This window comes from Geminocystis sp. CENA526, from assembly GCF_050753365.1.
GTDB lineage: Bacteria > Cyanobacteriota > Cyanobacteriia > Cyanobacteriales > Cyanobacteriaceae > Geminocystis.
Window position 1 is genome coordinate 1 of the sequence record NZ_JBLZFY010000082.1, and the last position, 18898, is coordinate 18898.

Annotated in this window: 23 protein-coding genes; 10 read left to right on the forward strand and 13 right to left on the reverse strand. The window is 35.5% G+C overall.

Features of this window, described 5'->3' with window-relative positions; all coding sequences use genetic code 11:
• The first annotated feature begins 429 nt into the window (after nucleotides 1–429).
• From ACN4EE_RS17300 to ACN4EE_RS17330, 7 genes are all read left to right on the forward strand, one after another.
• The gene (locus ACN4EE_RS17300) at nucleotides 430–765 is read left to right on the forward strand and encodes a cupin domain-containing protein (protein ID WP_431707713.1); all 336 of its coding nucleotides are present in this window, start codon (nucleotides 430–432) and stop codon (nucleotides 763–765) included.
• Nucleotides 766–937: 172 nt separating this feature from the next.
• Nucleotides 938–1330: a (2Fe-2S) ferredoxin domain-containing protein gene (locus ACN4EE_RS17305; RefSeq protein ID WP_431707714.1), complete on the forward strand. Its 393-nt coding sequence runs from the start codon at nucleotides 938–940 to the stop codon at nucleotides 1328–1330.
• A 53-nt stretch (nucleotides 1331–1383) separates the two neighbouring features.
• Nucleotides 1384–2028 carry a response regulator transcription factor gene (locus ACN4EE_RS17310; RefSeq protein WP_431707715.1) on the forward strand — a complete coding sequence of 215 codons (645 nt, stop codon included), beginning with the start codon at nucleotides 1384–1386 and terminating at the stop codon, nucleotides 2026–2028.
• A gap of 235 nt (nucleotides 2029–2263) precedes the next feature.
• Nucleotides 2264–2623, forward strand: coding sequence for a hypothetical protein (locus ACN4EE_RS17315; RefSeq protein ID WP_431707716.1), 360 nt, complete (start codon nucleotides 2264–2266; stop codon nucleotides 2621–2623).
• Nucleotides 2624–2805: 182 nt separating this feature from the next.
• Nucleotides 2806–3150 carry a hypothetical protein gene (locus tag ACN4EE_RS17320; RefSeq protein WP_431707717.1) on the forward strand — a complete coding sequence of 115 codons (345 nt, stop codon included), beginning with the start codon at nucleotides 2806–2808 and terminating at the stop codon, nucleotides 3148–3150.
• Between the two features lie 66 nt (nucleotides 3151–3216).
• Nucleotides 3217–4737: a stress-responsive protein Ycf46 gene (ycf46, locus tag ACN4EE_RS17325; protein ID WP_431707718.1), complete on the forward strand. Its 1521-nt coding sequence runs from the start codon at nucleotides 3217–3219 to the stop codon at nucleotides 4735–4737.
• A 106-nt stretch (nucleotides 4738–4843) separates the two neighbouring features.
• The gene (locus tag ACN4EE_RS17330; RefSeq protein ID WP_431707719.1) at nucleotides 4844–5194 is read left to right on the forward strand and encodes a DUF1257 domain-containing protein; all 351 of its coding nucleotides are present in this window, start codon (nucleotides 4844–4846) and stop codon (nucleotides 5192–5194) included.
• Nucleotides 5195–5345: 151 nt separating this feature from the next.
• Here the strand turns inward: ACN4EE_RS17330 and cobM are convergent, their stop codons facing one another.
• The 4 genes from cobM to ACN4EE_RS17350 all read right to left on the reverse strand — a co-directional run bounded on the left by cobM (nucleotide 5346) and on the right by ACN4EE_RS17350 (nucleotide 8881).
• Nucleotides 5346–6113: a precorrin-4 C(11)-methyltransferase gene (gene cobM, locus ACN4EE_RS17335; RefSeq protein WP_431707720.1), complete on the reverse strand. Its 768-nt coding sequence runs from the start codon at nucleotides 6111–6113 to the stop codon at nucleotides 5346–5348.
• Between the two features lie 348 nt (nucleotides 6114–6461).
• Nucleotides 6462–7751 (reverse strand): glucose-1-phosphate adenylyltransferase, encoded by a 1290-nt coding sequence (locus ACN4EE_RS17340; RefSeq protein WP_431707721.1) that lies wholly within the window; start codon nucleotides 7749–7751, stop codon nucleotides 6462–6464.
• Between the two features lie 114 nt (nucleotides 7752–7865).
• Nucleotides 7866–8315 carry a hypothetical protein gene (locus tag ACN4EE_RS17345; protein WP_431707722.1) on the reverse strand — a complete coding sequence of 150 codons (450 nt, stop codon included), beginning with the start codon at nucleotides 8313–8315 and terminating at the stop codon, nucleotides 7866–7868.
• A gap of 2 nt (nucleotides 8316–8317) precedes the next feature.
• On the reverse strand, nucleotides 8318–8881 hold the full coding sequence (locus ACN4EE_RS17350; RefSeq protein WP_431707724.1) for a GNAT family N-acetyltransferase: 564 nt from the start codon (nucleotides 8879–8881) through the stop codon (nucleotides 8318–8320).
• Nucleotides 8882–9086: 205 nt separating this feature from the next.
• On the opposite strand from ACN4EE_RS17350, the gene ndhI reads away from it, so the two are divergent.
• Nucleotides 9087–9608, forward strand: a complete 522-nt coding sequence (ndhI, locus tag ACN4EE_RS17355) for an NAD(P)H-quinone oxidoreductase subunit I (RefSeq protein ID WP_431707736.1) — start codon at nucleotides 9087–9089, stop codon at nucleotides 9606–9608.
• 230 nt (nucleotides 9609–9838) lie between these two features.
• Here ndhI and ACN4EE_RS17360 read toward each other — a convergent pair whose 3' ends face one another.
• On the reverse strand, nucleotides 9839–10021 hold the full coding sequence (locus tag ACN4EE_RS17360) for a hypothetical protein (RefSeq protein WP_431707725.1): 183 nt from the start codon (nucleotides 10019–10021) through the stop codon (nucleotides 9839–9841).
• A gap of 173 nt (nucleotides 10022–10194) precedes the next feature.
• Complete coding sequence (locus ACN4EE_RS17365; protein WP_431707727.1) at nucleotides 10195–10719, reverse strand: Ycf51 family protein; 525 nt, start codon at nucleotides 10717–10719, stop codon at nucleotides 10195–10197.
• 109 nt (nucleotides 10720–10828) lie between these two features.
• On the opposite strand from ACN4EE_RS17365, the gene lpxC reads away from it, so the two are divergent.
• A complete protein-coding gene (gene lpxC / locus ACN4EE_RS17370; protein ID WP_431707728.1) occupies nucleotides 10829–11635 on the forward strand; it encodes a UDP-3-O-acyl-N-acetylglucosamine deacetylase in 807 nt (268 codons plus the stop codon).
• A gap of 54 nt (nucleotides 11636–11689) precedes the next feature.
• Here the strand turns inward: lpxC and ACN4EE_RS17375 are convergent, their stop codons facing one another.
• The gene (locus tag ACN4EE_RS17375) at nucleotides 11690–12757 is read right to left on the reverse strand and encodes a Fe(3+) ABC transporter substrate-binding protein (protein WP_431707729.1); all 1068 of its coding nucleotides are present in this window, start codon (nucleotides 12755–12757) and stop codon (nucleotides 11690–11692) included.
• Nucleotides 12758–13006: 249 nt separating this feature from the next.
• Nucleotides 13007–14740, reverse strand: coding sequence for a single-stranded-DNA-specific exonuclease RecJ (recJ, locus tag ACN4EE_RS17380; RefSeq protein WP_431707737.1), 1734 nt, complete (start codon nucleotides 14738–14740; stop codon nucleotides 13007–13009).
• Between the two features lie 35 nt (nucleotides 14741–14775).
• On the opposite strand from recJ, the gene ACN4EE_RS17385 reads away from it, so the two are divergent.
• Nucleotides 14776–15939, forward strand: a complete 1164-nt coding sequence (locus tag ACN4EE_RS17385; RefSeq protein WP_431707730.1) for an S-layer homology domain-containing protein — start codon at nucleotides 14776–14778, stop codon at nucleotides 15937–15939.
• 1 nt (nucleotide 15940) lies between these two features.
• On the opposite strand, the gene ACN4EE_RS17390 is transcribed toward ACN4EE_RS17385, so the two are convergent.
• The 5 genes from ACN4EE_RS17390 to ACN4EE_RS17410 form a co-directional block, all read right to left on the reverse strand.
• A complete protein-coding gene (locus ACN4EE_RS17390; protein WP_431707731.1) occupies nucleotides 15941–16105 on the reverse strand; it encodes a hypothetical protein in 165 nt (54 codons plus the stop codon).
• A 28-nt stretch (nucleotides 16106–16133) separates the two neighbouring features.
• Complete coding sequence (locus ACN4EE_RS17395; protein ID WP_431707732.1) at nucleotides 16134–16451, reverse strand: hypothetical protein; 318 nt, start codon at nucleotides 16449–16451, stop codon at nucleotides 16134–16136.
• 136 nt (nucleotides 16452–16587) lie between these two features.
• Nucleotides 16588–16881: a DUF1816 domain-containing protein gene (locus ACN4EE_RS17400; RefSeq protein ID WP_431707733.1), complete on the reverse strand. Its 294-nt coding sequence runs from the start codon at nucleotides 16879–16881 to the stop codon at nucleotides 16588–16590.
• 186 nt (nucleotides 16882–17067) lie between these two features.
• Nucleotides 17068–17922 (reverse strand): 23S rRNA (guanosine(2251)-2'-O)-methyltransferase RlmB, encoded by an 855-nt coding sequence (rlmB, locus tag ACN4EE_RS17405; protein ID WP_431707734.1) that lies wholly within the window; start codon nucleotides 17920–17922, stop codon nucleotides 17068–17070.
• Nucleotides 17923–18035: 113 nt separating this feature from the next.
• On the reverse strand, nucleotides 18036–18788 hold the full coding sequence (locus ACN4EE_RS17410) for an MBL fold metallo-hydrolase (RefSeq protein WP_431707735.1): 753 nt from the start codon (nucleotides 18786–18788) through the stop codon (nucleotides 18036–18038).
• Between the last annotated feature and the right edge of the window lie 110 nt (nucleotides 18789–18898).

The window sequence follows — 18898 nt, forward strand, 5'->3', positions numbered from 1 at the left end:
AAGCTAAGACGCATTTAAGTTACATTAATCAAATTTCCCTTATTTTTAAATTTTTTACTCCAATTTATCTCTAATTGATTTTCATTTAATAGCCTTCTAATTGTTGTTTCTAACTCATCTACATTTTGGCTCTTCTACAGTAGTTATGCAAAATTAATAGAAAATAATTAATATAAACTTTATTATGTATAGCTTTGATTATTTTAAAAATCTAATTATTATAAATTAACAGTTTGAATTTAACCTAATACCTAATACCTGATACCTGACACCTTTTTTTAGACATAATTTATCATACTTAAAGTAGGAGAGCCAATTGTATTTTATTAGTTCAATTTATTGAACGTTATCTATTAGCTTTGTCAATTTATTGCAAAGCGAGTTATGTTAACGTTGTGAGACTCTTATTTTACAATGAAATGAATTTCGATGAAATATATTAATCTTAATCAATTACCGATAAAATCAGTATCTCATAATCTCAATATTCAAAAAAAGACAATTATTGAGAAGGATAACATCCCTCATTTAACAAATTTTTCCCAAGCAATTTTTAAATCAGGACAAATTGCTACTAATCACAGTCACAAAGATATGTGGGAAGTTTTTTTTGTAGAATCAGGTAGAGGAATTATTAAAATTAATGGCGAAGAATTTTTACTAGAAAAAGGATTATATGTAATAGTTGAACCCAAAGAAAACCATGAAATCATTAATAATAGTCAAGAAGATTTGATTATTAACTATTTTGGTATTGCTTCTTAAAAATATTTTGAAAATACTCTATTCTTATTTATAAAACTCACTCACAGGCTCTAAATGTAGGGTGGGCATTGCCCACCACCGACACAAATACTGTTTAATTTTAATAGCAATAGTGATTTATCTTTCATAATTCCTAATGTGTTAAAAATTTAATCTTAGTCATCAGAATTTTATGTTAACAGAATCAGTTAAAAAATTAGGGTTATCCCATATTCAACGCCATATTTTTCTTTGTTGTGATCAAGCGAAACCCAAATGTTGTTCCCACGAAGATAGCATGAAATCATGGCAATATCTTAAAACACGCTTGAAAGAATTAAATTTAGATCATCCTACCCCAGAAAATCCTCATTGTGTTTTTCGCACTAAAGCTGATTGTTTAAGAGTTTGTGTGCAAGGACCTATTTTATTAGTTTATCCTGATGGTACATGGTATCATAGCGCCACCCCAGAGACGATCGAAAAAATTATTCAAGAACACCTCATAGGTAATAAAATAGTAACTGAATATTTATTTCATCAACATCCATTATCTATACCAACCATAGAAGAAATATCTCGTTAATTGTGTCAATTATTAAAAAAATCCTTAATCAATAAATAAAGATTAAAAGCACCATGAAAGATAAAGATAAAACATCTCAAACATTATTATTGATAGATGATGATCCCAATCTAATTTTATTAGTTAAAGATTACTTAGAATTTAACGGTTATAGAGTGTTAACCGCTAATCAGGGAATGGAAGCCATAAAAATCTTAGAAGAAGAAATCCCAGATTTAATTATTTGTGATGTGATGATGCCAGAAATGGATGGTTATACTTTTGTCAAAGAAATTAGAGAAGATTCCCGTTTCAGTTGGTTGCCTATCATCTTCTTATCCGCCAAAGGACAAAGTAAAGATAGAATCAAAGGATTAACTCAAGGTGCTGATGTTTATATGGTAAAACCTTTTGAGCCTGATGAATTAGTAGCACAAGTTAACTCCACACTCAGTCAAAGTAACCGCCTAATGGCAAATAATTTCCGCAAAACTGATCATACTCCTAAAATCAGAGTGCCTAAAAGCGTAGGATTAACCCCTACAGAAACGAAAGTTGTTAATTTAGTTGCTCAAGGATTTTCTAATCGAGATATTTCCGAGACATTGGGTATAAGTCAAAGAACTGTAGAAAGTCATGTTTCTAATATGCTCAATAAAACTGGTTTACATAATCGTACCGAATTATCTCGTTGGGTAATTGAAAATGAGCTAGTTTGATAGTGAATAGTTAATAGTGAATAGTGCTATATTATATGTTATTTTGTTTTATGAAGAATTTTAACTTTTTCTATACATTATCTTGGTGACAATACCAAGTTTTTTAATGTTTTTTTAAGATTCTTGACAAAGTAATGACAAATTAGGATTTTAGCCTTAGTCTAATAATAGTTAGTGTAAAAAATGCTATGAGTCTTTAATTTTTAGAACTTCCATATCATAGGAAGTAAAAGCAATGAATATATGGTTATCTCTATTTTTCTCTCTTTTCTTAACAACCCTTGTTAGTTTTGCCGTGCCTGTGGTTTTCTTAACCACGATGTTAGCAGGGTTACTGGTGGTGTCTCATGTACCATTAATTGGTGTTTGGGGAGAAAATCTTTATGAACAAATCTGGAATTTTTTAGCTGTCTTCGGTGAAGGCTCAGGCAGTATCGGTATTTTAACCATAGCTGTTACCTGCTCGATCGTGGGATTCCTCTTTGAGTCTTTGAATTTTTACCGTTATCGTATTCTCATCAAACAACCTATAAACACATCATGGCACAAAAAAGCACCTGAAATCATCTCCAAAATTAGTCATTATCGACAATAATCGATCGAACTGAAAAATCTATACAATCAACGTCACTCACAGGGTTTGAGTGATTTTTTTATTTAATAATTGTTAAGAAATGTAACAATATTGCTGTTAAAATGGGGTAACGTCTTGACAGTAGAAAAAAAAGAAGTTAAAGTAATGAATATCGCACTTGGGCATATCAAATAAAAGCGAATATGCAAGAAAAGCAAAAAGTTACTCTTTATCTCCCACCAACACTGCATCGTCAACTCAAAGTAAAAGCGGCGATCGACACTGACTCCATGTCAGCATTAGTCGAAAAAGCCATAAGTTTTTACCTCAGACACCCTGATACAGTGGAGGAAGTAGAAGCGAGTTACGGAAAAACTCATCAAGTCCATGTTTGCCCTGAATGCGATGCCGCAATGGTAATGCGTGACGGACAAATGATTTCCCTCAAAAACCAACCGAATATAGTGGATGAAGAATTTACTTTAATCGGCGAAGGAAGCGAAATCAAAGCAGATAAGGAACACAAAGAAGAGTTAATCCCCTGCTGATAATTGGTCAAATCCAATTAAATCAGTGATTACCGCCAACCGCAAAAACCAAGAGAGGCAGACCCCATGAAAGAAGAGTTAAACATTCTCATCAAAGCTCAATACCCTCTGATTTACCTAGTAACTTCAGAAGAAGACAGAGCGGAAGAATCCATAGCCACTATAGTAAATGAGTCGTCATCTCAAGGTAATCGTCGAGTGTATCTGTGGACTGTTACCAGAGGCATTGTTGAATATAGTCAACAAGAAGCTCGATCGGTACAACACAATACTGTATCTCCCGAAGCAGCCATCGAGTGGGTAATCCGTCAAAAAGAAGCAGGGGTTTACATCTTCAAAGACTTACACCCTTATTTGGAATCCCCTCCAGTCACCCGTTGGTTAAGGGATGCCATCGCCACCTTCAAGGGAACGGATAAAATCATTATCCTCATGTCACCCTATCAACAAACACCCTTAGAATTAGAAAAAGATTTAGTGGTGTTAGATTTTCCCTTACCTCAAGCCCATGAGCTAGACGAAGTATTGGAAAGAGCCTTACAGCAAAGCAAACGCAAACAACTATCTCCCGAAGTCAAAGAAAAATTACGCAGAGCTGCCCTCGGTTTAACCATCGATGAAGCGGAAAAAGTCTATCGTAAAGCTCAGGTGAAAGCGGGACAATTAACAGAAAATGAAGTGGAAATCGTCCTGTCTGAGAAAAAACAACTAATTCGGCGTAACGGTATCCTTGACTATATGGAAGAAGACGAAACCATTAACGGTGTAGGGGGTTTAGAAGAACTCAAACACTGGTTAAAACAACGATCGGAAGCCTTCAGCGAAAAAGCACGATCCTACGGACTTCCCCAACCCAAAGGGATGTTAATTTTAGGAGTGCCGGGTTGTGGTAAATCCTTGATTGCCAAAACTACTTCTAAACTGTGGGGTTTACCCCTATTAAGGTTAGATATGGGGCGTGTTTATGACGGCTCAACAGTAGGAAAATCCGAAGCTAATTTACGCAGTGCCTTAAAAACTGCTGAGTCTATTTCACCAGCAATCTTATTCATCGATGAATTAGACAAGGCTTTTGCAGGAAGTGCAGGATCAGCCGATTCCGATGGTGGTACATCTAGTCGTATTTTTGGTTCGTTTTTAACATGGATGCAGGAAAAAACTTCCCCCGTGTTTGTCATGGCAACGGCGAATCGTATCGAAAGATTACCAAGTGAGTTTTTGCGTAAAGGTCGTTTCGATGAGATATTTTTTGTGGACTTACCCAGTGTTGCAGAACGGGAAGCAATTTTTAGGATTCATCTTGCTAAACGTCGATCGGACATCGCCCGTTTTGATACGGAGGAGTTAGCGAAGACATCCGAAGGTTTTTCCGGGGCAGAGATTGAACAAGCAATTATCGCCGCTATGTACGAGGCTTTCGCTCAAGATCGAGAGTTTCATCAATTAGATATAATTGCCGCTATCAAATCGACACTACCTCTGTCCCGTACTATGACTGAGCAGGTAACAGCACTACGAGACTGGGCTAGACAAAGAGCCAGAACTGCTTCAGCCTCCATCGCGCAATATCAACGCATGGAGTTTTAACAGGCTTTCTCTATCAGGGAAAGATTAGCTTTAGGGCTAATTAATTTCAAGCACCTTGTGTGCATCTATCATACTATTGTCTTTAATCTCTTAGGAGGAAATTCCAATGTCTCACTTTAGCACTTTACGCACCAAGATTACTTCTGCCGAAATTTTAACCAGTTCCTTACGGGATTTAGGTATCAACGTAACCACCGATGCTGATGTGCGCGGTTATAACGGTCAACGTCTTCGTGCTGATATTGTAGCCGTTTTAGAAGGAGAATACGATCTCGGTTGGTCTCGCAATGCTGATGGTAGCTTTGACTTAATCGCTGATCTCTGGGGTGTTGCTAAAAAACACAATCAAACTGAGTTAATCAATTCCATCAACCAAAAATATGCGGTAAATAAAACTTTGAGTGAAGTAAAACAAAAAGGTTTACAAAACGCTAACGTTAAGTTAGTTCTCAAATAATGGAGTTTATTTACTAACAGTGTATCTTCCATTAATTATTGAAGGGTTAATCGATCGACTTCGGTTAGCCCTTTTTTTGGTGATTATTGCAATAAACTACCCTCTTATCTTCATCACTTTATAGTTCACTCAGGTTAGTTTTGGGTTTTTATTATTTTGGGCGGAATAAATGTTGATGACTGGGATGGTATAATTTCGATCGAAACTCATAGTCAGAGAGTTTTTTGAGGGCGGGACTGATAATATACATAGTAGTCCGAATCAAGTTATTTTCCTCTGTTGCCTTCGCCATTTGCGTAAGAGGCACAATCAAGATTTTTTCATCTTCCCAACCCACTCGATAACACACCGCCACTGGTGTATCAGCAGAATAATACTCCAACAAATCTTTTTGAGCTTTGTGTACATGACGAGCCGCTAAATATAAACACAGACTAGCTTGATGAGACGCTAAACCCTTCAATTCTTCCTTTTCTGGCATGGGGGATGCACTACCGCTTACCCTCGTTAAAATGATGGTTTGCACTAACTCAGGGATGGTTAATTCAGCACTAATTTTTGCTGCCGCCGCCTGATAAGCACTTATACCCGGTATCAATTCAAAGGGTATATCAGCTTCAGCTAGTTGTATCATTTGTTCATATATGGCACTATAAAGACATAAATCCCCTGATTGTAACCTTACTACTGTTAAATTTTGTTTAACTTTTTCAATCATTAAAGGCACAATTATTTCTAAGGTTTTATTACCCGTTGGGATTAATTCTGCGGTAGGTTTTACATCTTTAAAAATCTGTTTAGGTACAAGAGAATCTGCATATAAAATTACATCTGCTTGTTGCAAAATTTTATAGGCTTTAACTGTTAATAAATCAGGATCACCAGGTCCTGCACCAATAAAATATACTCCTGATTTCATTATTTTCAAAAATATTTGTTGCACTAACCATGTTATAGCATTCTTATATGAATATGAATTGTAAGGCTTTAATGCTACTTTGCCTTTTGCCTTTTGCCTGGTAGGGATTAATAGTACTTCAGTTCGACAGAAAGAAAATGATGAAAACTAGACAGGTGGACAAGTGGACAAGTCGAATGGGAGAAAAATTCTTAATATTTGATGTTCTTTTGAGAGAATTTTATTCATTCCTAGTCTTCTAGTCTTCTAGTCTCCTAGTCTCCTAGTCTCCTAGTCTCAAGCGTCTTATCTTCACCGATAATTTTATATCGAACTCAGGTTTAAGCAACCCCTACTTAATTATCACGGTTAAATCACAGTATTATCAAGAATAGTCGCATTTTTGATAACTACTACAATGCCACTGCGAATTAAGAAACCTTCATCTTCTCGATTAGCTTCCTCAACTCTGTCTTTATTGGTGATAATGACATTTTTACCGATTCGAGCGTTTTTATCGACTATGGCGCGTCTGATGGTAGAATCTGAGCCAATTCCTACGGGGATACCACCTTGATCTATTTTATTCTGTCTGATAGCACCAGATTCATAAAAATCTGCTCCCATTAATAAACTATCTTCGATAATACAGTTTGATTCAATTCTCGTTCTTACCCCCAAAACACAATGATTAATCCGACATTCTTTCAAAATGCAACCTTCACCGATAATCGATTGGGTTACTTGAGAATTTAATAGTTTAGTGGGCGGAAGATAACGAGAACGGGTATAAATAGGAGCTTTTTCGTCATAGAAGCTAAAATCTGGTCTTGGTTGCTTCGTTAGGGCTAAATTTGCGTCATAAAATGCCTCGATCGTACCGATGTCTTCCCAGTAACCTTTATATAAGTAGGCTTGTACTCGATAATCTTTAGAAGCGGCAGGGATAATTTCTTTACCGAAATCCGTTTGAGAGGGATTTTGTTGTAAGAGTTTTTCTAATACTTCTTTTTTGAAGACATAGATACCCATAGAAGCAATATAAGGACTTTCTTGTGCTTTATCAGGACTCAAGCCTAAAATAGAGGTATCCACAGCCATTTTTTTCAATTCTTCCCCTTCAGGTTTTTCGCTAAAGTCAATGATGCGTCCAGTATCATCAATTTTCATTAAACCAAAAGCAGAAGCTCTTTTTTCGTCAATGGGTACAACGGATAAAGTAATATCTGCCCCCGTTTTGCGGTGATGTTCCACAAATTTAGTATAATCCATGCGATAGAGATGATCCCCCGAAAGAATAATATACTCATCAATATCCCATTCTTGAAATAACCATAAATATTGACGTACAGCATCAGCAGTACCTTGAAACCACTCAGGATTTTCTTTGGTTTGTTGGGCGGCTAATACTTCTACAAAACCATCACTAAAACCAGAAAAATTATAAGCACGACTGATGTGACGATTTAAGGAAGCTGAGTTAAATTGAGTTAAAACATAAATTTTTAAAATTTCAGAATTAATACAGTTACTGATAGGAATATCAATTAAACGATATTTTCCTGCTAGGGGTACTGCTGGTTTTGCCCGTAATTTAGTTAAAGGATATAATCTTGTACCAGCGCCACCGCCTAAAATAATTCCAAGTACTTTTTTCATAAATTTATTTTGTGAAATTGCTTTTATTAGAAAGTTTATTGGTTAATGGTCAATCACACAATGAAAATTAAGTTAAGAGTTTTGAGGAATTAAGAATTAAGAATGCAAACTACCTTACAATCGATTTACCAAATCTCTTGCTTTTGTAATGGTAGAGGGTAAAACCCCGACAATCAAGGCAAAAATCTCATCGGGTACTTGATTAGTTGTGTTAGTATCGAACCAATGTTCAAATTGATTCAGAATAACCTGTGCCCTTTCATGGGGTATGGGATTATCGGTAATTTGTTTGATTAGTCTTACCCACTGTCGTCTAATTAAATAGCCCCGTTGTCTTTCTTGAGATGTGGACGGTTCTGTTAAAGATAGTTTACCGACAGGAATCACTTTTTGCAAGTCTCGATCGAAACATCCCCCCACAATAGCACCCGGCCCCGCAAATTCGGCATAATAGGTTTTAACGAGGATTAAACCATTCTTTTTTTTGGGATTAATTAATAATAAACGTTTCCCCAGCAACAAATCATCAATATCATTTTCTATAGAGTTATTGCCAAAAGTCATGATTAAATCGATTTAACTAAAAGTAAACGGCGTTTACTGGGGATAAATAAACTATATAAATCAGTTTCTACCTGAACAACAGTATAACCATTGCTTAGATACAAGTGCTGTCCAATATTATTATTAGCTAAAACATGAAGATAAAGTTCATTAAATCCCAAATATTTTGCTATTTTTTCACATTTACATAGTAATTGAGAAGCTACCCCTTGACGACGATGATTTTTACTCACTGCTAAATTAGCTATATAAGGGTATTTTTTTCTTCCTCCCCAATTGTACACCGTTCGTAAAGATAGTTCTACAGTACCAACAATTTGGCTATGGTGAGAAGATGAATGGGAAAAATGTCTTTCGGCTAAAATACAATAATAATTGTCCTCATGTTTTAAGCGATGACGTAAATCTTCACAAACTCCCATTTTCAGAAAAGGATAAATCCACAAATTCCACTCATTCAAATTATTGAAACTGTGGGTTAAAACGTCTCCAACTTGACTGACATCATCGATTTTCGCTAGACGTACTGATGTTGTCAATGATTCTGTGGTGATGGATGAAGACATTGAATCGTGATGAGAGTTAAAGATAGATTGCACGGGAAATAAGAAATATTTTTAATTTAAGATAAAGCAATTATCAGGTATCTGTTATTAATTCTACATTGATTAAGAATATTTTATGATGTTTCGATCGAGATATGGTGATTAAACATTCAGAAACTAATCACATAGGGTAAAATGAATGTCATTGGCACTTATTCAACAGATTATGTTTAAATTTCTCAAACAAGTAACTGATTACGCCAAAGGAAGCGTAGAAGCCGCAAAGTATATTGGGCAAGGATTTGCCGTTACTTTTGATCACATGAGTCGTCGCCCCGTAACGGTACAATATCCCTATGAAAAACTTATTCCCTCCGAAAGATTTAGAGGAAGAATCCATTTTGAATTTGATAAATGTATCGCTTGTGAAGTTTGTGTGAGGGTTTGCCCCATTAACTTACCCGTAGTTGATTGGGAGTTTAACAAAGCCGTTAAAAAGAAAGAATTAAAACACTATAGTATCGATTTTGGTGTTTGTATTTTCTGCGGTAACTGCGTGGAATACTGCCCCACTAACTGTTTATCTATGACAGAAGAATATGAGTTAGCGGCTTACGATCGACATGAATTAAACTATGATAATGTCGCCCTAGGAAGGCTACCGACTAAAGTAACAGAAGACCCGATGGTAACACCTTTGAGAGAATTAGGATACTTACCCAAAGGAGTCATCACACCCCACAAGTAATAAGTAATAAGTAATAAGTAATAAGTAATAAGTAATAAGTAATAAGTAATAAGTAATAAGTAATAAGTAATAAGTAATAAGTAATAAGTAATAGGTAATAGGTATCTCCAAAAGTGAAAAATTAAATCAATTTTTATATTGAAATCGTTAAATTAATCTACTTTATCATCATTTTCAATGGGAAGGGGAAGAAAAGAATACAATTTCGCACTTCCCCATTTAAAAAATGGTTAATAAGCTAAGGCTTCAAGGGTTGAACGTAAATACTGTTTAACTTGATCATCAATACTAATTTCTAATTTGTTTTCTGTTTGCCAACGCTTAAAACCAGAACTTCTAGCGATCGCCTGTTTAAGACTGTGCCAGATTTGTTCATCTTGTGCTAAATTGCTCGAAATAGTGGGTATAGCCATAGGTTTTCCGTTTTCTCAAGGAGAGTTATTTACTAATATTAACTAGGATAACTTAATTATTGCCAATACTATTGTAACTAAGATCACATTGTTGAAAAATAAATTATACTCTGTAAGGAAATAATGGAGATAGGCAAGAGGCAAAAGAGTATATTATCAACCCTAAAACCTAATTACTGTTGTTTTTGCAAGGACTCTAATTGAGCAAAAGCCTTTTCATTAATAACGATCGAGGGGGTAGCATCATCTTTGTTGACTAAAGAACGGCGCACCTGTCCTAAATAAAGGGGAATTGTCATGGCTTCTTGATGAAACTGAGTTCTTGCCCTAATAGTTAATTTATCATCTGCATTAGTAGCGGTTCTACCATAGGAGAATAAATCATTAGATGCTTGTAGTAAAGTACTTTCTAATTGATCTTTGGTAATATCGATGGGTACTGTAATTACTGCTTGATTTCCTCCCGTGTCATAAACCAAGTTGAATCTGACAGCATTAGGTATTTCTACTCGATCGAACAGTCCTAAACTAAGGGCAAATAATCCCACCGTTAAAACCCCCATAAAACCCGTAGCACCTACGAGTCGAAAACGGAAACCCCATTTAAACAAAAAACCGACAATCGCAAGAACAAAAAAGCCAATGGTTGTATATATTGACCAAATAGTATAAGTTTTAAAATCTAAAGGTAAATCCATTTTTTAATCAAGAGTAATGAGTAATAAGTAATGAGTAATGAGTAGTTAATTTTACCTATTCACTATCCACTATTCACTATACACTATCCACTATCCACTATTCCCTAAAATGTTTACACCCTTTGAATTATCTGGAATTGGTCTTCATTCTGCCATGAAAACTACGGTAAAAGTCTCTCCTGCCCCCCAAGGCAAAGGACGTTATTTCGTCAGAGTTGACTTACCCGATAAACCGATTATTCATGCTAACGTGGATTCGATCGAAACTACCACATTATCGACAGAATTAGGCAATGGAGAAGCGAAAATTAGGACAGTAGAACATTTGTTAGCTAGTCTAGTGGGTTGCGGTATTGAAGACGCAGAAATTTGTATTGATGGTTGCGAAGTTCCTTTGTTAGATGGTTCAGCACAAAATTGGGTAGAGCAAATTGACTATAAATGTGAAAATCCCTTTGCTGATGTAACAGAAACTATTGAAGCAGAAATTTGGGTAAGAAAAGGGGATGCTTTTTGTGCCGTGATTCCTTCATCAGAGATGAAATTTAGTTGTGGTGTTGATTATCCCTATCCCGTGTTGCAAAATCAATGGTATAGTTGGTATCCTCAAAGAGAACATTTTGTAAGTTCGATCGCCCCCGCCCGTACTTTTGGATTTGCAGATCAAATAAAACAACTACAGGAAGCAGGATTAATTAAAGGGGGAAGTTTGGATAATGCTCTTGTGTGCGATTATAGTGGTTGGTTAAATCCCCCCCTCAGATTTGAAAACGAAGCCGTCAGACATAAGTTATTAGACTTCATCGGTGACTTAAGTTTATTAGGAAAAATACCCCGTGCGCACTATTTAGCCTATAAAGCTAGTCATCAACTCCATACCGAATTGGCAAAAAAAATCAAATCTAGATCGATTTAACAGTAATTTTCATTATCGATCCTAAATTCTTAATTCTTAATTCTTAATTCTTAATTATTTCCACCCTGCTCGATCGAGTATTCTCACAGCATTGGCTAAATTAGGACCAACTCCTGTTAAAGAACTATTGGACGATCGAAATGTACCAAAGCCTCTTAAAACTGGATCAATTTCTGATCCTTGAACCACAGGGTATTCAAAGTTACCCTTAGCAAAATAATTTTGTGCCGTTGGGCTAGTTAAATACTCCAAAAATCTGATCGCACCTGCTCGGTTCGGGGCTGTTTTTAATACTCCGCCACCACTAATATTAGTAAAAGCACCACTTTGCCCTTGAGCTTGATTAGGGAAAAATACACCTATTTGATTGAAAATTTCTTTCCTCTTAGGGTCTGAAGATGTCGCATAAGAGCCTAGATAATAAGTATTTGCAACTGTCAAGTCTGCAACACCTGCGGCGACTGCTTCAAATTGATCTCGATCGCCCCCTTGAGGTTGACGAGCAAAATTAGCAACAATACCTCTAGCCCATTGTTCCGTTTTAGCAGCACCTTCAATACCTAAAAGCCACGCCGTCAAAGATTGATTATAAATATTGGTGGAGGTACGCATAATCAATTTACCACGCCATTTCGGATTAGCTAAATCTTGATAAGTCGATAATTGACTAGGGTTAACTCTTCCTTTGCGGTACATAATGACTCGAACTCTGGTACTAAAACCAAACCACTCATTTTTAGCTGTATCTCTAAGATTACTAGGAATACGTTGATTTAAAACCGTAGAATTAACAGGACTGAAAATACCTGCTTGTTGTGCTTGCCAAATATTGCCTACATCAGCAGTTAAAAATATATCCGCAGGAGAATTACGTCCTTCACTGCGAATCCTTTGTAATAATTCTTCCCCTCTACCTTCGATTAAGTTAACTTTAATGCCTGTTTGTCTTTCAAAATCGGTATAAAGTCTTTGATCTGTATTGTAGTGACGAGATGAATACAAATTGATTTGTTGTCTTCCTCTTTGGGCAAAAGTACTTTTCACCCCTGTCAATTCTGCTAAAGCCACAGCACCTAAAGCACCACTCGCGCCTAAAAATATTCTTCTAGTAACTTTATTCATAAAATTTACTTAATTACAATAATTATCATTAACTAGAAAAACTATTATATCTCTATTGCGAATAAATTGCACTAATTTTGGAAAAATTAAATAGGGGGTGCACAAAAAGTATTTTGATGAGGGTAGGTATCAAGCATCAGGTATCAGGTGGTGATGAGGGGAGAGGGTGATGAATTGATTAAATTTTTCATTTCTGGAGAAGTCTATTGATTTTAATAGTTTTCGTTACCTCGCAATGACATCAAAACTTTAATTTTCATCACATTGTCTCGCACCAAGTATCTCTAATTGAATTGATTTGTTGCCTTGCCATTCATTTTCTTTGAGTTTATAGGCTATATCCACATGAGGAGGTAAAGGATAATATTCACTCCAACGCCATGCAATGCTTTTAAATTCCACATTATCTTGTATCAATGTTAGTTGTAAATGCTCCCCTGTTTTGGTTAATTTTTGAGAAAAAACTTTGACATTTTTACTAGAAAAAATAGGCTCATTATTTTCTATTCCCCAAGGGTATAAACTATCGATTTCTTGCAATAGTTGAAAGTTAATATCTTTAAATTTAATTTCTGTATCTATTTTGATTAATGGTTTTAAATATTCGGGCATTAATGTTTGATGGGCAAATTCTTTTAATCGCTGATGAATTAAGGGTAAATTTTTGGAAGGAAAACTAAACCCTCCTGCGGCTTTATGTCCTCCATATTTCCCTAGTAAATCATCGCAATATTGTAGAGCTAAAAACACGTTAAATTCTTCTATTCCTCTAGCTGAACCTCTTATTATTTCTGGATTTTCTTCTTCATAAGTACCTATAAATACTGGCACTCCATATCTTTCTAATAAACGAGATGCTACTAAGCCGATAACTCCATGATGCCAGTTTTCGTTAATAATAAATAAGTATCGATCGAGTTGCCAATTTATTTGTTTTGCTTCGATTAATTTAATGGCTTCTTGTTCAATTTGTTTAGTTAAATTTTGACGAGTTTGATTAATTTGATTACACTGCATTGCTCTAGTTATGGCAATTTTTTCGTCTTCAGTGGTGAGTAATTCAATAACAATTTGAGGATCATCTAAACGCCCAATAGCATTAATTCTTGGACCTATTTTAAAGCCTATATCTTCCGCATTTAATAACTTTTTTTGACTTTCTACTTCTGCTAAATTACTAAGTTTTTTAATCCCTAAAATATCAGAGTTTGGTAATAATTTTAAGCCTCTTTTTAACCAACGGCGGTTAACTCCTGTTAAAGGGGCAAGATCGGCGATCGTACCGACAGTATATAATTCTAAAAGGGATTTTGTCAACCCGTCCAATTTCCCTAAACTTTGCGCAAGGGTGACGGCTAAAACGTAGGCAACTCCCACTCCAGCCAAGCCATAATAAGGGGAAGTTTTAGGTAACAATTTCGGGTTTAAAATAGCATCCGCAGGAGGTAAAATGGGGGGTAAATCATGGTGATCTGTGATGATGATTTGTAAACCTAATTCTTTAGCATGGGCAACGGCATCATAAGCGGAAATACCATTGTCAACGGTTAAAATTAAACTCACTCCTTCTTGTTTAAACTCCTCCACGATGCGCTTATTGATACCATAACCGTCTTTCATGCGACTAGGAATAGCATAATCCACATTCGCCCCTAAATGTCTTAATCCTCTTAATAATAAGGCTGTGCTAGTCATTCCATCTGCGTCATAATCACCACAAATAGCGATTTTTTGTTTAAGCTCGATCGATCGTTGCAGAATTGCGATACTTTTAGGTAAATCGGGAAATTCTGTCAAAGGGGAGGGTAAATCAATAATTTCGGGATTAACATAACCTTGTACCTCATCCACCGTCACCATGCCACGATTCACAATAATTTGAGCCACAACGGAGGATAATCCTAATGTTTCCACTAACTGATTTGTTACACTAGGATTTGGAGGGTAAAATTTCCAACGCTGACAAGGTAAGTTATATTTTATCATATTTAGGACTAAGGCATTTGTATCAAAAATTGATGTTATTATCTCGTTATATTTTATTATCTGTTCTAATGGTTACTATGGGGGCTTGTAGTGGTAATCAAGCCTTAGAATCTCGTTTTGCTCCTGCTAATCCCAATAATCCTAATAATACCATTACGAATAATAATCCTTCCCCTCCTAATAAGGGTGAAAATGAGGTAAAACTTCCCGATGATTTTCCTCAAGATATTCCCATCTATAGTCAGGCTAAGTTAATTACGGTGGATGGAAAACAGACGGTATGGAGTTCGATCGATCCGTTAAACTTAATTATAGAGTTTTATCAACAAGAGTTAACCGCCCAAAATTGGACTGTATCTCAACCCGAAGAAAACGTGATTATTGCCACGAAACCCGACACACAGGAATCTTTAAGGTTATCTTTCACACCCAATAACGATGAAACACAGTTTACTCTTACCTATGAGAAAGAAACAACAGCGTTAATTATTCCCAATAATAATAACAATACTAATAATAACAATAGCTCGATCGATACGAACAATAATAAAAATACTGTTGTCGATAATTCCTATCTTGAACCCTTAAAAAGATTACAAATTATTTCACCATCTGAGAATTTGAAGCCCCATGATACCATTTCTCGGAGAGAATATGCCCGTTGGTTAGTAAAAGCTAATAACCTCATCTATAGCGATGTTAACGGTAAGTTGATTCGTCTTGCCACTCCGAATAGTCAACCTGTGTTTACCGATATTGGTACTAATGATCCAGATTTTGCCATGATTCAAGGTTTAGCACAAGCGGGGTTAATACCTTCTAGTTTAACTCAAGATACCAGTTCGATCGTCTTTAAACCAGACGAAGCCTTAACCAGAGAAGACTTAATTCGCTGGAAAATTCCCTTAGATTTTCGGCAAAAATTACCTAACGCCAGTTTGGATACCATTAAAGAAACATGGGGTTTTCAGGATGCGACAAAAATAAATACTCAAGCATGGGCGCCATTATATGTAGATTGGCAAAATGGCGAAGCATCCAACATCAGACGAGGATTTGGTTATATTACTTTGTTTCAACCGCAAAAACCCGTCACCTATGAAGAAGCAGGAAGAATTTTAAGCAGTTTTGGTTATCAAGGGGATATTCGTAACCTTGCGGATGTTACTGGGAATAACCAATCAACTTCTCCATAAATTATGATTTTATCACCGTAGAACAGGCATCTTGCCTGTATTTTTGAAATAGTTTCCAGTCTTCTAATCTAGTCATTATTTTTTCTTGGTTTAACCTCAACTCGTTAAATCTATCGTTAATTAAATCTCTTAACTCTTTTAAGTCATTGTCTGTTACCGTACTCATGTTAAAATCCTCATCAAGTCCTCAGAATCTAAGTGAATAGATTGGGATAAAGCATTTTGGCAAAACCAGCAAATAAAGCTAAAATAATTCCTCCTATGACACTTCTAGCGATAAAGTCAAGGTTATCTAGTCTTTTGTTAATACCATTTTGCCCTTCTTTGAGGGTAGCTATATCTACTCTCATATCATTTAACTTGCTGTCTAATAATTGATAACGATTATCTATTTTTTCATTGAGTTGATTAATTTTTGATCCCATTTGCTCAAATTTACGATCGAATTGCTCAAATTTTGAGTTAATTAAATCTTTCAACTCTTTTAAGTCATTATCTGTTATTGTACTCATGTTAAATTATTTTTAAGTTTAAATTTGATTTGAAGTAATTTTACTCACTATTTTCTCCTTCTTTATTATTCATTATTCATTATTCATTATTCATTATTCATTATTTAACACTCTAATCGATCGAATTAAGCACTCATTACAAGTTAATCGATGGTTGAGGAGAAATCTTGATAAAGGGAGTAAAAATCTTGGCTTCTGCTACTTCATCAAAAATCGTCAAATCTCTAGGTTTAAATCTCTTGATTGCTACCATGATACCTTTAGCACCTTCTTCGGTTAAATCTTCAATATAACCATCCTGAGACATTCTAGCATCTTGAGCGTTGAGAAAAGGTCCAAAATAATAAGTACACCTAGGGGCTTCTGTACTAATTTCTAACCAACAAGCTAGTCCAAACAAGTCTAAAATTCTAATTAATAGTTCTTTCATAGAAATTTTCCTAATGAGTTTATGGTTTTATGAGAGCAATTTTTTGCATGATACCCTATAGATTTGACTAAGGATATTTTTTTTGGGAATATATAGAATATTTTTAATAATCCCTATAGAACAATACTTATTCTTACTTTAATTTCTACTTCCATAATTGACAAGGGGGATAATTACCCAAATATTTTAGCTAGATTCCTTTAAAAGTTGTTGACGATGAACTTCATAAAGACAAATAGCGGTTGCTACGGAAGCATTTAAACTGGGGGTTTTACCTATCATGGGAATTGAGATTAAGAAATCACAAGATTTTGCAGTAGAGTGGCTTATACCTTTTTCTTCAGAGCCTATTACTAATCCTATCGCGCCGTCTAATTTTGTTTTGTGTAAATCATTACCACTATCTGCTACTGTACCGTAAATCCAAAATCCTGCTTCTTTTAATTGCTCGATCGAACTCTGTAAATTTACAACTCTCGCTACGGAAAAATATTCTAACGCTCCTGCGGCAACTTTTTTGACGGTGGAAGTAATACCAACCGCACGGCGTTGAGGAATAATTAAACCTTGCATACCTAAAGCCTCTGCTGTACGAATTATCGCACCTAAGTTGTGGGGATCATTGATCCCATCGGCTATAATGATAACGGGGTGCTGAGTTTGCGCTTTTGCCTGAGTAATTAAATCCCCTAATTCTATATATTCATAAGGTGCAACTGTACCTGCAATGCCTTGATGATTGGCAAAGTTAGTAATTTGATTCAGGCGATTATTGTCCACTATATCAACTATTGTGCCGTTAGCTTTCACTTGGGGTAAAAACTGCTCAAACCTTCGATCGTGTGCCATTTTTGCCGTAAGATAAAGGCGATTTAATTGATGATTATTTTCTAAAGCCGCTAAGACAGGATAACACCCGTAGATTAAGTCGGGATTAGATTCTGTTTCTACAGGAGTAAATATTTTTTTCTGGGAAGGGGGAGGATTGTCAGAATTTCTTGATTTTTTAGGCAAAGGTTTTTGCGGTTTTGGTTTATTCATAAAAAGAATTAGAAATTAAGAATTAAGAAAGATAAGATTCATAACCCACATTACGCATATTTTAATCTACTCTTACCGTTAAGTCTTAAAACCTTTGTCTAAAGGTGATTATGTCACAAAGTCATAGTATTCCAAGGTTGGATTTCGATGGCAGTGGTACTAAGATTATCTTTAATTAATAAATCACGAAAACGATCGATCGAGCCTTCCTCTTTCAAAAGTTTGGGGAGAATACCTTGATATTCCAAATCACCTCCAGCCGCAGTGGAGAGAATATATTGAGGTTTTAACCAACGGCAGACTTCTACAGCGTCTTCTTGTCCTTTGATTACCGAACCTATAAAAGGTATTCTTATATTAGTGAGGGGGGTTATAATAGTTTTTACCGCTTTTTCTCGTTGCAAATTGGCACTATGAAAACCATGAGGTTCATAATATATAGAGTCTTCACTATGGAGATCCCTAATTATATAACCATTTTCCACTAAATTGACCCCAACAAGTGAACCAGCAACAGCCTGTATTTGGATTTTATCTTGAAAAATATAACTTTGATTATGTTTTAAGGTATGAATTTTTTGATAACCCAAATTTTGACAAACTTTACTGGCATTTTCTGAGGCTACCACAGGCAAATTATGATCTAATATTTCAAGGGTAGGTATATGAGCATGATCTTCTAATCCTTGAGACAATAATATCAGATCGATCGACTCTGGCATCGATCGAACCGTGCGTTTTTTCCCTTCAAATAGCCAAGGTAAGTCTCCAAATATCAAAGAGCCTACTAACCAAGGATCAAGTAATATCCTTAATCCTGCCATTTCTATTAACCAAGAATTGCTATCTAACCAAGTTAACTGCATAAAAATTAGGAATGAAGAATAATGAAGAATTAGGAATTAGGAATTAGGAATTAGGAATTAGGAATTAGGAATTAGGAATTAAGAATTAAGAATAGTTTTAGTCGTTAATC